This is a genomic window from Parazoarcus communis, assembly GCF_003111645.1.
In the GTDB taxonomy this organism is placed as follows: Bacteria; Pseudomonadota; Gammaproteobacteria; order Burkholderiales; family Rhodocyclaceae; genus Parazoarcus; species Parazoarcus communis_A.
This window is the reverse complement of the sequence record NZ_CP022187.1, coordinates 3,840,337-3,854,753: the sequence shown is the minus strand read 5'-3', so window position 1 is coordinate 3,854,753 and position 14,417 is coordinate 3,840,337. Positions and strand designations below refer to the sequence as shown.

Here is a 14,417-nt window from a genome sequence, read left to right as displayed (position 1 = left end):
ATCGATCATGAACGCAGTCCTGACCCCGACGTCCCCGCGCTCTGCCGATACGCACCGAGCCCTGCGCGTGTTCTGCGATTTTGCAGTCTGGCTCACTTTTGCAGGTCTCGTCAGCCTGCGCGGTGCAGGCAGTCCGGGCACGATGGCCGCCCTGCTGGCAATCGTCGGCCTCGCGCTGCTCGTGTACCGGAAGGATGCGGACCGCAGCGATCTGAAGATGGCAGCACTGTTCCTGGTGCTGCCAGTGCACGATGTGCTCAACATGGCGCTGACCGGCTGGGACCCCGGCATGCTCGACAAGTCGGGCAGACTGGTGCTCGGCTTCCTCGTCTACTTCGCCATCAGCCGGACAGGCATCCATGCACGATCACTGCGCTGGGGGGTCATCGTCGGCTGCGTCGCCGCTGCGGCGCTGGCCGCATACCAGGCGCAGGTACTCGGCCTGGAGCGGGTCAGCGGCTTCATGAACGCCATCCCGTTCGGCAACGACGCCCTCCTTCTCGGATTTCTGGCCCTTGCCGCGTGGGTCGTGACCCCGACGGCCGAAAGAACGCCGCTGTTCCAGACCTGCACCCTGATCGCGCTCGGCTGCGGCATCTATGCCTCGTACGCGTCCGGCACCCGCGGCGGATGGGTCGTGGCGCCGGTGCTGATCTGGATTCTGAGCCTGGGTGCGAGAGACATGCGGCGCAGCCTTCGTACAGGCGTGACGATCGGCATCCTGTCGCTGCTGATCATCGGTCTGGGCCTGCTACCGGTACTGAACGAGCGCACCGCGGACGAGCTCAACAACGTCATGGCCGTCCTCACGACAACCAAAGAGGACGCGGCGTCGATGACGCTGTCGTCGATCGGCACCCGGCTCCACCTCTATCGTGTTGGCTTCGACGCCTTCATGTCCCGGCCGGTGCTCGGCATCGGCGTCGCCAACCTCGGTGATTACCTTGCAGCAAGCGCGCAGACGGGCACACTCAACCCCGCCGCCGCGCACTTCACTCACCTGCACTCAGGCATCGTGGATACCCTCGCCCGCGGAGGCCTGCTCGGGCTGGCCGCACTGGCGTATTTCGTGATCGGTCTGGCCCGGCATTTCCACCGGGCACTCGTCACCTCGGGCGATGACCATGGGCGCTACTTTGCGCTGACCGGACTGCTGTGCATTTCTGCGGCATTCCTGTTCTCGCTGTCGAACGTGTTTTTCCCCGCCATCGTCGGCACCAACATCCTGATCATGACGCTGGCCGTACCCGCGGGCGCACTCGCCTTTCGCACCCGCCAGCTCCGATGCACAGACCGTCCGGGTGCAAAGAAAGGATCCGTATGAACACACGCGAACAGGACGGGATTTCCGGCCTCAGGCACTACCTGGAAGGCAAACGGGTGGTGGTGATCGGAAACAGCGAAAGCCAGTTCTCCCAGCACCTCGGTGCGCGCATCGACGCCTATGACGCAGTCGTGCGCATGAACCTCGGGGCGATTCGCGCCCCCGAGCATCAGGGCAGTCGCACCGATGTGGTGTTCACGTCGTCGGAGAAACTCAGCGCGGCGATGATCGACGACTGGTTCAAACCGTCCTGGGTGGTGTGGGCCACGCCAAAGCGCGAGAAGATGCCCGACCTGAGCGCGCTGGGCGAGCGCCTGGTGCTGCATCCGGTGGAGATCTGGGAAGCACTTCACGCCCGCATCGAGCCCGCCCGTCCATCGACAGGGCTGATTGCACTCAACTTCCTCTTCCAGCACTGCAAGTGTGCCGAACTGGCCTTTGCCGGCTTCGACTTCTTCGCCAGCGGGACCTTCTACAACCGCAAGTTTTTCGGCCTCATCAAGCATCCGCGCAAGGCGTCGAAACCGCATGACGGCGCGGAAGAGCAACGCGTCGTCGCCGACATGATCGCCAGCGGCCGCGTGCGCAACCTCGCCCAGGCAGACTGAAACCATGACCCGCAGCTACCGCGTGGCAATCTTCAATGACACCCGCCGCACCTCGCATTACGGCTGCGAGATCGTCATGGAAACACTGATTTCAAACCTGCGCGAGCGTGGCATCGAGCCGACGTTCTTCTGGCCGATGGGCGAGGACTGGCGCGGACGGGAAGAGGTCGCCGCCGCGCTGCGGACGGTGGATGCGGTCATCGTCAATGGCGAGGGCTCGATCCATCACAGCGCGCGCCGCGATCGCGCCCACTATCTCACCGAGATCGCTGCCTTCGCGCGCACGACGGCGAATATCCCGTCCTTCCTCATCAACAGTTCATTGTTCGAACTCGAGCCCGCAATCATCGACAATCTGCGTCACTTCGACGCCATCTATCTGCGCGAGAGTCGCTCGCTCGCTGCACTCGAGGGCAGTGGCATCGAGGCCGCAATCGTCCCCGACCTGACGCTTCTCACCCCATGCCCGAAGCCGACCGGCCCGCGCACGGGCATGCTCGGCACCGATTCGGTCAAGGCCGACCTGGCCACCCGCCTCAAACGCCTCAGCAAGGCCAGGGGATGGGATTACAGCAGGCTGACCCACGCGGCCTTCCCGAGTCGCGCCGAGCATGCCCTGCGCGAATATCTGCGCCGCGGTGCAAAGTGGCTGCACGCGGTGCTGACCGGGCGCAATACGCGCAACCGCAAGCGCTTCGTCGCCTGGCTCGCCACCCATCAACTGCTGTGCACCGGGCGCTTCCATGCCGTGACCCTGGCGCTGGCCACGCACACCCCCTTCCTCGCGCTTGCATCCAACACCCCCAAGATCTCCGGCCTGCTCGAAGATGTGTTCGGGCACGACAGCCGGGTCGTTTCGCTGAGCACGCTGGAAGCCGTGTCCGACCCGTCCGCCCACATCTTCAGCGCCACGGAAGAGGTCGCACTGACGACCTTCCTCGAATCAGCCCGGATCCGCGCCGACGCCATGTTCGACGCGATCCACAGCCGGCTCGACAGCGCTCGCGCCAGCCAGGCGCACTGACCAACAGTCCGCCCACGATAATTCAACGCCTTCTTCACATTCGTGCGGGCACATTGAGTTCATGGACTCAATGGATCGCATTCTTCTCATTCGCAGCTCGGCCATCGGCGACATCGTGTTCGCCTCGCCCTTTGTTGCCGCCTTGCGCCGACGCTATCCCGCCGCACACATCGCCTGGCTGGTCGAACCGGGCCTGGACGGACTGCTCGCTGCCGACCCCTGTATCGACGAACTGATCCTGTGGCCGAAAGCCGAGTGGAAGCAGCTGTGGCGTGAGCGTCGTTTCGGCGAACTGTTTCGCCGCGTGCGTGCCTTCACCAAGGCACTCAGGGCGCGCAAGTTCGATACCGCAATCGACCTGCAGAGCCTGCTCAAGAGCGGGCTGCTGGCGTGGATGTCGGGCGCCGGACGGCGTATCGGGCTGGCCTCGCGCGAAGGCAGTCAATGGCTGATGACCGAGGTGCTGGCCGCTGGCGGGACGCCAGGCCGGGTGAGCTCGGAGTACCTGCATCTGGCGCAGCACCTGAAGCTGGACACCCGCGACTTCTTCCCGCGCCTGTTCGTCGCCACGGAGACCGAAGACAAGGCTGGCACCCTGCTCGCCACGCATGGCCTGCATGCAGGCCGCTACGCCGTCTTCGCCCCCTTCACTACCCGCCCGCAGAAACACTGGTTCGAGGATGCCTGGCTGGCGCTTGCCGCACGGGTCCGTGACGAGCTCGGCCTGACTCCGGTCATTCTCGGCGGCCCGGCCGAACGCGACGCCGCCCAACGCATGGCCGCGGCCATGCCGGGTGCTGTTTCGCTGGCGGGCATGACACGCCTTCCGGAAGCGGCGGCAATCGTCGCCCATGCGGGCCTGGTGGTCGGCGTCGACACCGGCCTCACCCACATGGGTCCGGCTTTCAACACCCCCACGGTCGCCCTGTTCGGCTCCACCCGCCCCTACCTCGACGCCGGTCGCAGCAATTCACGGGTGATCTGGCTCGGCCTGCCGTGCTCGCCGTGTCGGCGCAACCCAAGCTGCAACGCGCGCTTCGACTGCCTGCGCGCGATCTCTCCCGAGCGTGTGATGCACGAAGCCCGCTCCGTCCTTCACGAGGCGATCGCCGCATGAAAATCCTGCATATCGAAGCCGGGCGTCACCTTTACGGCGGCGCAACCCAGGTGCTCTATCTCATGGAGGGGCTCGCACGCCGCGGCGTCGAGAGCCTGCTGGCCTGCCCAACCGGCGCCGGCATCGCAACACCGGCCCGGGCCTTCGGCAAGGTGTTCGAGATGCCGATGAAGGGCGACGTGGACATCGGCCTCGTTCTGCGCCTCCGTCGCCTGATCGCAGCCGAAAAGCCCGACCTCGTGCATATTCACAGCCGACGCGGGGCCGACGTCTGGGGCGGACTCGCAGCCCTTCTCTGCGGCGTGCCCTGCGTACTCTCGCGTAGGGTGGACAACCCCGAATCGCCCTGGCTGGTCGCCGCGCGCTACCCGCTGTACGACCATGTCGTCACCATCTCCGAAGGGATCCGCCAGGTCCTGCTGGCAGAGGGACTGCCCGACGCCAAGACCAGTTGCGTGCGCAGCGCAGTCAACGTCCGCCCCTATCTGCGCGACTACGACAAGGCCGCCTTTCGCGCCAGCCTCGGACTCACCCACGACACACCTGTACTCGGCACTGTTGCCCAGCTCATCCCGCGCAAGGGTCACCGCCACCTGCTCTCGGCCCTGCACGACGTTCTGCCCCGACATCCCGATCTGCAGGTGCTGATCTTCGGCCGCGGCCCGATGGAGAACGAATTGCGGCAGGCGATCGCCGATCAGGGGCTGGCGCGGAACGTGCGCATGATGGGCTTCGTCGACGATCTGCCAGCCGTCCTCGGCTGCCTCGACGTCCTCGCCCACCCGGCCGACATGGAAGGCCTCGGCGTCTCTTTGCTTCAGGCCTCGGCCGCGCGGGTGCCGATCGTCGCCAGCCGCGCCGGCGGCATTCCCGAAGCCGTGCGCGACGGCGAGAACGGCCTGCTGATCGCGCCAGGAGATGTTCAAGCACTGGGCGTCGCGCTGAACCGTCTGCTTGACGACGCCACCCTGCGGCAGCGCATGGGCGAAGCCGGGCAGGCCATGATGCTGCGGGAGTTTTCGGTGGACGCGATGTGCGAGGGCAACCTGAGCGTGTATCGTTCCGTCCTCAGCCCGCAGCTCTACGGTGCCGGGTCCCGCCACCATCCAGGCTGACCCATGGCGGCAACGGGCTGATGTCGATACAGCCCCACCCAAGCCCGGACGTGTAATGAAATCCCTCCACATTATCGGCAGCAAGCAGATGGGCGGCGCCGAGCGCTGGTTCGCCCGCTTCCTGTCCGCCATGCGCCGTCAGGGCGAAGACGTTGCCGCGATCGTGCGCAAAGATTCGGAACTGGCGCAGCACCACCTGAACACCGTTCCCTTCTCCACGTTACCGTTGCGAACCGTCTGGGATCCGCTGTCAAAACTTGAGCTTTCACGTGCCATCGCGCGCAGCGACGCGCCCATCGTGCAGACCTACATGGGCCGTGCCACCCGTCTCACCCATATCAAGCCAGGCCAAGGCAAGGTTCATGTTTCGCGACTGGGCGGCTACTACAAACTCGACCCTTTCCGTCACGCCCACGCCTGGATCGGCAACACCCGCGGGCTGTGCGACTGGATGATTCAGGGCGGCCTGCCGGCGAACAGGGTATTCCACATCACAAACTTCGCCGACCCTGCACGCTCGGTGCCCGTCACCGAGCTCGACGCGCTGCGCCGGCGCCTGGACTTGCGCAGCGACGACTGGCTGATGCTCACTGCCGGACGTCTGATCGACGTCAAGGGCCAGCGTTTTCTGCTGGAGGCAATGGCGAAGCTGCCAGCGCAGATCGAAGGCCGGCGCCTGCGACTCGTGATGCTGGGCGACGGCGACCTGCGCGGGTCGCTCGAGCAGCAAGCGCGCCAACTCGGCATCGCAGACCGCATCATCTGGGCTGGCTGGCAGCACGACCCTGCGCCGTGGTTTCATCTCGCTGACATGGTGGCCTTCCCGTCTCGCGACGCCGAGACCCTGGGCAACGTCATCCTCGAAGCCTGGGCCTATGCCAGACCGCTCGTGGCCACGGCCTTCCGCGGCGCGCGCGAGATTGCCCGCCACGGCGAAGACGCCTGGGTCGTACCCTGTGACGACAGCGACGCGATTGCGCGCGGCATTGAAACCGTGATGCGTGACGCAGAGCTGCGCGGGCAGATGGTGGCAAAGGGACTAGCCCGCATTCGCGACGACTTTTCCGAAACTGCAGTCATCACGCAGTATCGTTCGCTGTACGCCCAGTTGCTGGACAATCGCTGACATGCAGCCGCAGATCAATATCCTCATGTACCACCAGGTCGGCGACTTTGCGCCGATGAAGGCGCATCAGTCCACCTACTGCAACCACCGCCGCTTTGCCGCACAGATGGCTTGGCTTTCGCGCTTCGGCTATACAGTGCTGTCGATGGACCAGGTCCTCGCATGCCTGCGCGGCGACACACCGACCCCGCCCAGAGCGGTGGCCCTGACCTTCGACGACGGCTACGAGAATTTCTACGAATACGCCTTTCCCGTGCTGCAGCGTTACGGGTTTCCGGCCATGGTGTACCTGATCGCCGACCTGCTCGGCCAGCCCTCGTCGTGGTTTGCTGCCGATGGTCGCGACACCCCGCCGCTGATGAGCGCCGCCCGCATCCTGCAACTGCGCAAGGCGGGCATCGATTTCGGCTCGCATTCCGCGACGCATCAGAAACTCGCAAAATGCGAGGACCAACGCATCATGGAAGAGGTCACGCGCTCGAAGGCGAAGCTGGAAGACCTGCTCGGCGAGCCGGTGAGGCACTTCTGCTACCCCTACGGCAGCCATGACCTGCGCGCGGTCAATGCCGTCGCGGCAGCGGGCTACCTGACGGCAACCACTTGCGCACGCGCCCCTGCCACACCGACCGACGACCCGCTGACCCTGCCGCGCAAAGCGATCTCGCACGGCGACAACCTGCTCGGCTTCCTGTGGCGGCTGCACGTCAAGAACGCACCGCGCACCCCGTCAATCCGCCGCCCCGGATTCGCAAACGCATAAGTCGCAGCCCGGTCAGGCTGACGCCATCGTTCACACGAAAACCGGCTCTGGCTCCAGCATGACGCCGAAACGCGCCTGCACATCGGCCTGGATGGCCACGGCGATCCTTGCCACATCGTCCCCCCTGGCACCGCCGCGATTGACCAGCACCAGCGCCTGGCGCTCGTAACAGCCGACCGGACCGAGGTCGCGCCCCTTCCACCCGGCCTGTTCGATCAGCCAGCCAGCTGCGAGCTTGATACGGCCGTCGGCCTGCGGATAGTGCGGCAGCGTGGGATGGGCTGCGAGCAGGCGGGCGCAGCAGTCGGCCTCGACCACCGGATTCTTGAAAAAGCTGCCGGCATTGCCGATCTCGACCGGGTCGGGCAGCTTGCGCCGACGGATGGCGATCACCGCATCGGAAATATCCATTGCAGTGGGCGTATCTATCCCCTTGTCGGCGAGCTCGCGCTCGACATCGGCATAACGCGTCAGCGGCGCCCAGTCACGCGCCAGGCGGAAACGGACCCGCGTCACCAGCCAGCGCCCCGGCTGCTGCTTGAACACGCTGTCGCGATAACCGAAGCGGCAGTCCGCCGCGGCGAATACGCGTTCACTGCCGTCGTCGAGGTCGATCACATCCAGCGACTCGAAACGGTCGGCCATTTCCAGCCCATAGGCACCGATGTTCTGGATCGGTGCAGCGCCGACCGTGCCGGGAATCAGCGACAGGTTCTCCAGCCCCGGCCAGCCCTGCTCCAGCGTCCAGCGCACGAAGTCGTGCCACGGCTCGCCAGCGCCGGCTTCGACGATCCAGTGCGTATCGTCCTCACGCACCAGTCGACGGCCGCCAATCTCCATTCGCATCACCGTGCCGGCAAAGTCGCCACGCAGGATCAGGTTGCTGCCACCGCCAAGCACCAGCCGGGGCTGTTGCGACCAAGCGGGACCTGCCAGCAGTTCGCGTGCATCTTCGATCGAGCGCACGCGCACCAGACATGCAGCGCGTGCGATCAGGCCGAAGGTATTGAGTGCCGACAGATCGGCCCCGAGTGTGCGATTCGGCATTTCAGTGCTCAGGCTTCACGATTGTTCATTTATCCAGAGCGGCGGCCGGGCGCACACCGCTGATCGGAAACAGGCGGTCGTAGCCAAGATTGAAGACAAAGGCATAAACGGTGTAAGCCAGCGCGACCGCGACATCGGCAAGCAGCGCCGGCCACCATTCCAGCCCGGTCCACAGCATGAGCACCGGCAGGGTGAGCATCAACAGCCCCCCCTCGAACAGCACCGCATGCAGGCAGCGCTGGGCGAAGGGCCGGCGGTCCGCGGTGCGCCCGGTCAGGCGCCCTTCGATCCAGTCGTACGTGGTGTTGAATCCGCCATTCCAGAGTGCGGCCACGAGCGCGAGCACGGCCAGCAAGCCGGCCGAGTCGATCAGCGGCACACCGCTCGCCCACGCAAAGGGGGGGGTGACCAGCAGCAGGCCTCCGAGCTCGAAGAGCAGGATCTGCCGCAGCCGATCGCGGAACGAGCGCATTTTTGGAGGAGATACCGACACGCCGAGGCCTTTATGGAAGAGGCATGGAAGATAGGCCGCTCGCAGACGGATTGCAAACCCGCCCGAGCCTATCCCCCCTGCAGTGGCACCGGGGTGAGGTCAGCCCCGTCCTGCGCAGCCCTGCCTTCGGGATGCGCAGGCGCGGCAACTCACTCCGCTGCGAAAGCAGCCAGTGCCTGTTCGAGTTCTTCGGCAGAAACGCCCTCACCGAGCGCTGCGACTCCGCTCGCATCACCGCCCTGCTTGAGTCCGGCAATGCACTGCCCCGCATCCCTGGGCGACTCGAAACCCTGGCTCTGCAGCAGCAGCCGACCGTCGGCACTCATCAGCTTGAAGTAGAACTTTCCATCCGCCTCGCGGTACTGCTTGAACTGGGGCAGCGCCTGGGCTTTCGGACGCGCGGCCGCCGCCGCACTGCTGACGACATCGAGCCGGCGCAAGCCGACCGCATGGCGGATCTCGGCAAGAAACGGCGTGGCGATGGCGCGGGCCTTGGCCGCCCCCTCATGCAGTTTCTCCTCGATCAGCGCCGGCTGGGCAATGAGGGTTTCGTAGCGCTCGCGCATCGGCGCCACCGCCGCTTCGATGCGCTCGAACAGCGCCTGCTTGGCTTCGCCCCAGGCAATGCCTGCTGCAAATGCGTCGCGCATGGCTGCGGCCTCGGCCGGCGTGGAAAATGCCTGATAGAGCTGGAACAGTGCCGAGCCTTCGGTTTCCTTCGGCTCGCCCGGCGCACGCGAATCGGTCACGATGGAGGCGATTGCCTTCTTCATCACCGCAGACGAGGCGAACAGCGGAATGGTGTTGTCGTAGCTCTTGCTCATCTTGCGCCCGTCGAGTCCGGGCAGCGTGGCCACCGACTCATCGATGGCGGCCTCGGGCAGCGTGAAGTGCTCGCCATACTGGTGGTTGAAGCGGGCGGCAATGTCGCGCGCCATCTCGATGTGCTGGATCTGGTCACGGCCAACCGGCACCGAATGGGCCTTGAACATCAGGATGTCGGCAGCCATCAGCACCGGATACATGAACAGGCCCATATTGACGCCTGCGTCCGGGTCCTCGCCGTCGGCGACGTTCTTGTCGACCGCAGCCTTGTAGGCATGCGCCCGGTTGAGCAGGCCCTTGCCCGCATTGCAGGTCAGGAGCCAGGTCAGTTCGGGAATCTCCGGGATGTCCGACTGGCGGTAGAACCACACACGGTCGGTATCGAGCCCCGCAGCAAGCCAGGTGGCCGCGATCTCGAGCGTGGATCGCTGCACGCGCTCGGGATCGGAGGTCTTGATCAGCGAATGGTAGTCGGCCAGAAAATAGAAGCTTTCGGAGCCGGGCTGGCGGCTGGCCTCGATCGCCGGCCGAATCGCGCCCGCGTAGTTGCCCAGATGTGGCGTTCCGGAAGTGGTGATTCCGGTAAGGATCCGTTTTACGGCCATGATGCAGTCCGGCAAGTCAAAGGCGGGGAGTTTAGCGCCTTGGCAGCCCGGACGGGAGACGGCATGCGTGCCAATCGCAGCGGGGCAGGATCAGGGAACGCGACTATTTGCCCGGATCCGCCTCGGGCTCACCCTTGATGCCACGCACCAAAGCCTTGCTCCCGTCGCGCGCCGCGTGGCCGACGGAGCGCGCGCCCTTGCCCACGGTGCTGGCTGCATCACGCGCGACGGAGCCCACACTGCGTCCAAACTCGGCAGCGCCATGACCGATCTCGCGCCCGACTTCGCGCGCATCCTGGCCCACCTCGCGCAGCGTCGATCCGACGGCATGCCCCACCTCTTCACTGGTGCTGGCCGCAGCCGCCGTCGCGAACACGCTGCCGGCGGCCAGCACCAGCGCCGCGCACGCAAGTGCGTGCATTGCGCGCGTTCTCACACTCATGTCATCACACTGTTTCATCATGTTCATGCTCCATCTGCATGCAATGGATCTATGCTTCATACATGGAGAAGCGCCCGCCACAGAGGTCCGGCTCAACGCTCCATTCTGTCGTCGGGCCGGTATTGTTCAAGACTAGCGCAATGCGATCATGTTGACGGTAATCAGGCGTAAGCGTTCTCCAGTGCGCAAGGTCGCGATTTGGGTCAGCGCGTTTTGTGCAGTACAATATTTGCTCGAATTATATTTGCGCAGTCGCGCCCCTCTCCGCTTCGAAGCATGGACAGGCTTCGCGACTGCCCGCCGCGATGCTCCCACACCTGCTACCGATTGGCTCACTGCTTGCCGGTACCGCGCTGCTGTTGCTCGGCACCGGCCTTCTCAATACGGTCATTGCGCTGCGTGGCAGCCTGGAAGGCTTTTCGGATGCCACCCTCGGCCTGATTGGCTCGGCCTACTTCGTCGGCTTCTTTGTCGGTACCTTTGCTGCGCCGCCCGTCATCCGCCGGCTCGGACACATCCGGGCGTTCGCCTTCTTTTCTGCGGCCACCGCAGTGTGCGTGCTGCTGCACGCGCTGCTGGTGTCTGCACCGGTGTGGATGCTGCTGCGCGTCGTCACCGGCATCACCCTGGTCGGTCTGTACATGGTGATCGAGAGCTGGCTCAACAGCCAGTCGTCCGCCGAGCTGCGCGGGAAGATCTTTGCGGTCTATATGGCGGTCAACCTTGGCGCGCTCGCCCTGGCGCAGCAGTTGCTGCGCCTTGGTTCACCAGCCGAGTTCGGCTTGTTCGCCATCGCGTCGATTTTCGTCGTGCTGTCCCTGATGCCGGTCACCTCCACCCGTTTTTCGCCGCCCGCCCTGAAGCCGACGCCGCGACTCGGTCTTGGCCGACTGTGGAAGGCTGCACCGGTTGCCTTTGCCGGCGCAGTGCAGTCCGGGCTGGCCATGGGGGCCTTCTGGGGCATGAGCGCGGTGTACGGCGGCCGCATCGGGCTCGATGCCTCCGGCGTCGCCCTGCTGATCACGGTATCCATTCTCGGTGGTGCGCTGCTGCAGTGGCCCATTGGTCATTTCTCGGACCGTGGCGACCGTCGCATCGCCCTCGCCCTCGTCGCTGCCGCGGCGAGCGCCGCCGGCCTGCTGTGGGCCGCACTGGGACAGTTTGGCGAAGTGGTGCTGATCGGCGGCTTTCTGTTCGGCGCGGCCTCGTTCGCAATCTACCCGATCGTGATTGCCCACCTCATCGATCACCTCTCGCACGACGACATCCTCTCGGGCAACGCGGCCCTGCTTCTGCTGCACGGGGCCGGCGCCGCAGCGGGCCCGACGGTGGCCGGTGTGCTGATGGGCTGGCTCGGCCCGATCGCCTTGCCACTGCATTTCATCCTGATGCTCGCCCCGCTGGCGCTGTTCGCCTGGTGGCACGCACGTCATGGCAAGGACGTCATCGTCGAAGAAGCCGCGCATTTCATGCCAATGATGCGCACCTCGCCTACAGTACTGGAAATGATGACCCCGGCCGATGCGCAAGAGCATGTTGCACCGGCCACAGACAAAACCACTCAATCCACATAAACAAGACCAACCAGTCGGCACCCGTGTCGGCGTTCACCCACAAGGAGAACCGCACATGCTGCTCGCAACCGATCTCGATGGCACCTTTCTCGCGGGCCATCCCGAGAACCGTCAGCGCCTGTACCAACTGATTGCCGCGCACCCGGAGATCAAGCTTGCCTTTGTCACCGGCCGCGGCCTGGAAGTCGTTCTTCCCATTCTGTCCGACCCCACCATCCCGGTGCCGGACTACATCATCTGCGACGTCGGCGGCACCATCGTCGATGGCCACACCCGTCAGCCGGTACAGCCGCTTCAGTCGGACATCGATTCGCGCTGGCCGGGCGAACGCGCGGTCGCCGAGGCCATGGCGCACTTCGACGGGCTTGAGCGCCAGGAAGTCCCGCAGCAGCGCCGCTGTTCCTACTTCTGCGACAGCGACGCGATCACCGCCGACATCCAGCGCATCGCTGCCCAGCTCGGCTGCCAGGTGCTTTATTCGGCCGATCGCTACCTCGACATCCTGCCGCGCGGCGTCAACAAGGGCAGCACCCTGTCCTCCCTGGTTCAACACCTCGGCATCGACCGCGACGAAGTCCTGGTCGCCGGTGACACCCTGAACGACCTGTCGATGTACGAAGCGGGCTTCATCGGCGTGTGTGTCGGCGAATCCGAACCGGCCCTGCTCGAGGCCACCCGCGACCGTGCCCGGGTCATGCATGCGCACCACACCGGCTGTGGCGGCATTCTCGAAGCGATGGCGCACTTTGGCTTCCTTGGCCCCGGCGGCATCGATGCCGAAGTCGGCGCGATGGACGCGCCCGGCAAGGCCGATCTGGTCATGGTCTATCACCGCCTGCCCTACGAGGAAGTATTCGAGAACGGCAAGGCCATCCGCCGCCGCCCGACCTCGCCCAACGGCATCATCCCCACCCTGCTGTCCTTCTTCAATGGACGCAAGGGCTCGTGGGTCGCCTGGTCGGTTCATGACCGGAAGAAGGGCATCCCCTTCGAAACCCATACCGAAGTCGACCGCGAACGCTACCCCGACCTGCTCGCGGCACGCGTGGCCCTGACCAAGGACGAAGTCGATACCTTCTACAAGCGCTTCTCCAAGGAAGCCTTCTGGCCGACGCTGCACACGTTCTGGGAGCGCGCGATTTTCCGCGAGGAAGACTGGATCGTGTTCATGAAGGTCAACCGCCTGTTCGCCGAGCGCACTGCGGCCGAAGCCGCCGAGGGCGCCGTGGTCTGGATTCACGACTACAACCTGTGGATGGTGCCGGCCTACCTGCGCGAACTGCGTCCGGACCTGAAGATTGCCTTCTTCCACCACACCTACTTCCCCTCGGCCGACGTCTTCAACGTGTTGCCGTGGCGACGGGAGATCATCGGCAGCCTGCTGCAGTGTGACTACATCGGCTTCCACATCCCGCGCCAGGTCGAGAACTTCGTCGACGTGGCCCGCGGCGTGGCCCCGCTCAAGGTGCTCGAAACCAAGGCGTGCGCGCCGCGCTACCTGACGTACGGCTGCGCGGTCGGGCTCGACGAGGTCACCACCCAGATCGAAGTCCATGGCCGTCGCATCGGCCTTGGCGCCCATCCCGTGGGGCTCGACATCGGTCGCGTGAAATCCGCGCTCGACGCGCCCGGCGCCGCTGCGCGCATGGCGGCCCTGCGTCGCGACCTCTCGGGCACGCGTGTCATCCTGTCGGTGGAGCGTCTCGATTACACCAAGGGCACGCTGGAGAAGCTGATTGCCTACGAACGCCTGCTCGAAGAGCATCCGGAACTGCACGGCAAGGTCTCTCTGCTCGCAGTGTGCGTGCCGGCGGCCAAGGAGATGACGGTCTATGACGAGTTGCAGACCCGCATCGAGCAGGCCGTAGGCAAGGTGAATGGCCGCTTCGCCCGCGTCGGCTGGACGCCGGTGCAGTTCTTCTTCCGCCCGTTGCCCTTCGAAGAAGTGGTGAGCTGGTACGCAATGGCCGACGTGATGTGGATCACGCCACTGCGCGACGGACTGAACCTCGTGGCCAAGGAATACGTCGCGGCTCAGGGGCTGACCGGTGGTCATGGCGTACTCGTGCTGTCCGAGTTCGCCGGCGCTGCGGCCGAACTGCACGGCGCGGTGCTGACCAATCCGCACGACATCCACGACCTCATCGGCAAGCTCTACTTCGGCATCGCAATGAACCGCGCCGAAGCCGAATCACGTCTGCGCGAACTCTTCGATATCGTTCAGCACAATGACATCCAGCGCTGGGGGCAGGACTTCCTCGACGCCGTCGTCGCGCAGAAAACGACCCAGCCACTGGACACGGACTCTGTCCTCGCTGACGATTCCGAGCCTGCTGCCGCCTGACATGCGGCCAGCT

The 14,417-nt window shown here is 65.2% G+C and carries 13 protein-coding genes; 9 read left to right on the top strand and 4 right to left on the bottom strand.

The window, feature by feature from the left end:
• Positions 1 to 7: 7 nt before the first annotated feature.
• The 7 genes from CEW83_RS17595 to CEW83_RS17565 all read left to right on the top strand — a co-directional run bounded on the left by CEW83_RS17595 (position 8) and on the right by CEW83_RS17565 (position 7,074).
• On the top strand, positions 8 to 1,324 hold the full coding sequence (locus tag CEW83_RS17595) for an O-antigen ligase family protein (RefSeq protein WP_108950506.1): 1,317 nt from the start codon (positions 8 to 10) through the stop codon (positions 1,322 to 1,324).
• The gene (locus CEW83_RS17590; RefSeq protein ID WP_159099490.1) at positions 1,321 to 1,932 is read left to right on the top strand and encodes a glycosyltransferase family 29 protein; all 612 of its coding nucleotides are present in this window, start codon (positions 1,321 to 1,323) and stop codon (positions 1,930 to 1,932) included. Before CEW83_RS17595 ends, CEW83_RS17590 begins: the two co-directional genes overlap by 4 nt.
• Positions 1,933 to 1,936: 4 nt before the next feature.
• Positions 1,937 to 2,956: a polysaccharide pyruvyl transferase family protein gene (locus tag CEW83_RS17585; protein WP_108950504.1), complete on the top strand. Its 1,020-nt coding sequence runs from the start codon at positions 1,937 to 1,939 to the stop codon at positions 2,954 to 2,956.
• 70 nt (positions 2,957 to 3,026) lie between these two features.
• Positions 3,027 to 4,073: a glycosyltransferase family 9 protein gene (locus CEW83_RS17580; protein WP_108950503.1), complete on the top strand. Its 1,047-nt coding sequence runs from the start codon at positions 3,027 to 3,029 to the stop codon at positions 4,071 to 4,073.
• Positions 4,070 to 5,188 carry a glycosyltransferase family 4 protein gene (locus CEW83_RS17575; protein ID WP_108950502.1) on the top strand — a complete coding sequence of 373 codons (1,119 nt, stop codon included), beginning with the start codon at positions 4,070 to 4,072 and terminating at the stop codon, positions 5,186 to 5,188. Before CEW83_RS17580 ends, CEW83_RS17575 begins: the two co-directional genes overlap by 4 nt.
• A gap of 55 nt (positions 5,189 to 5,243) precedes the next feature.
• On the top strand, positions 5,244 to 6,314 hold the full coding sequence (locus tag CEW83_RS17570; protein WP_108950501.1) for a glycosyltransferase: 1,071 nt from the start codon (positions 5,244 to 5,246) through the stop codon (positions 6,312 to 6,314).
• Position 6,315: 1 nt separating this feature from the next.
• Complete coding sequence (locus tag CEW83_RS17565) at positions 6,316 to 7,074, top strand: polysaccharide deacetylase family protein (protein ID WP_108950500.1); 759 nt, start codon at positions 6,316 to 6,318, stop codon at positions 7,072 to 7,074.
• Positions 7,075 to 7,104: 30 nt separating this feature from the next.
• Here the strand turns inward: CEW83_RS17565 and murB are convergent, their stop codons facing one another.
• From murB to CEW83_RS17545, 4 genes are all read right to left on the bottom strand, one after another.
• Complete coding sequence (gene murB, locus CEW83_RS17560; protein ID WP_108950499.1) at positions 7,105 to 8,121, bottom strand: UDP-N-acetylmuramate dehydrogenase; 1,017 nt, start codon at positions 8,119 to 8,121, stop codon at positions 7,105 to 7,107.
• 25 nt (positions 8,122 to 8,146) lie between these two features.
• Positions 8,147 to 8,593 (bottom strand): PACE efflux transporter, encoded by a 447-nt coding sequence (locus tag CEW83_RS17555; RefSeq protein ID WP_108950498.1) that lies wholly within the window; start codon positions 8,591 to 8,593, stop codon positions 8,147 to 8,149.
• Between the two features lie 170 nt (positions 8,594 to 8,763).
• Positions 8,764 to 10,044, bottom strand: coding sequence for a tryptophan--tRNA ligase (locus CEW83_RS17550; RefSeq protein ID WP_108950497.1), 1,281 nt, complete (start codon positions 10,042 to 10,044; stop codon positions 8,764 to 8,766).
• Positions 10,045 to 10,147: 103 nt separating this feature from the next.
• Positions 10,148 to 10,507 carry a hypothetical protein gene (locus CEW83_RS17545; protein ID WP_234418890.1) on the bottom strand — a complete coding sequence of 120 codons (360 nt, stop codon included), beginning with the start codon at positions 10,505 to 10,507 and terminating at the stop codon, positions 10,148 to 10,150.
• Positions 10,508 to 10,791: 284 nt separating this feature from the next.
• Between CEW83_RS17545 and CEW83_RS17540 the strand changes: the two genes are divergently transcribed.
• Both CEW83_RS17540 and ggpS read left to right on the top strand, forming a co-directional pair.
• Complete coding sequence (locus CEW83_RS17540) at positions 10,792 to 12,060, top strand: MFS transporter (RefSeq protein ID WP_108950495.1); 1,269 nt, start codon at positions 10,792 to 10,794, stop codon at positions 12,058 to 12,060.
• A 55-nt stretch (positions 12,061 to 12,115) separates the two neighbouring features.
• Entirely contained in the window at positions 12,116 to 14,404 is a 2,289-nt protein-coding gene (gene ggpS, locus CEW83_RS17535) for a glucosylglycerol-phosphate synthase (RefSeq protein ID WP_108950494.1), read from the top strand.
• Positions 14,405 to 14,417 lie beyond the last annotated feature (13 nt).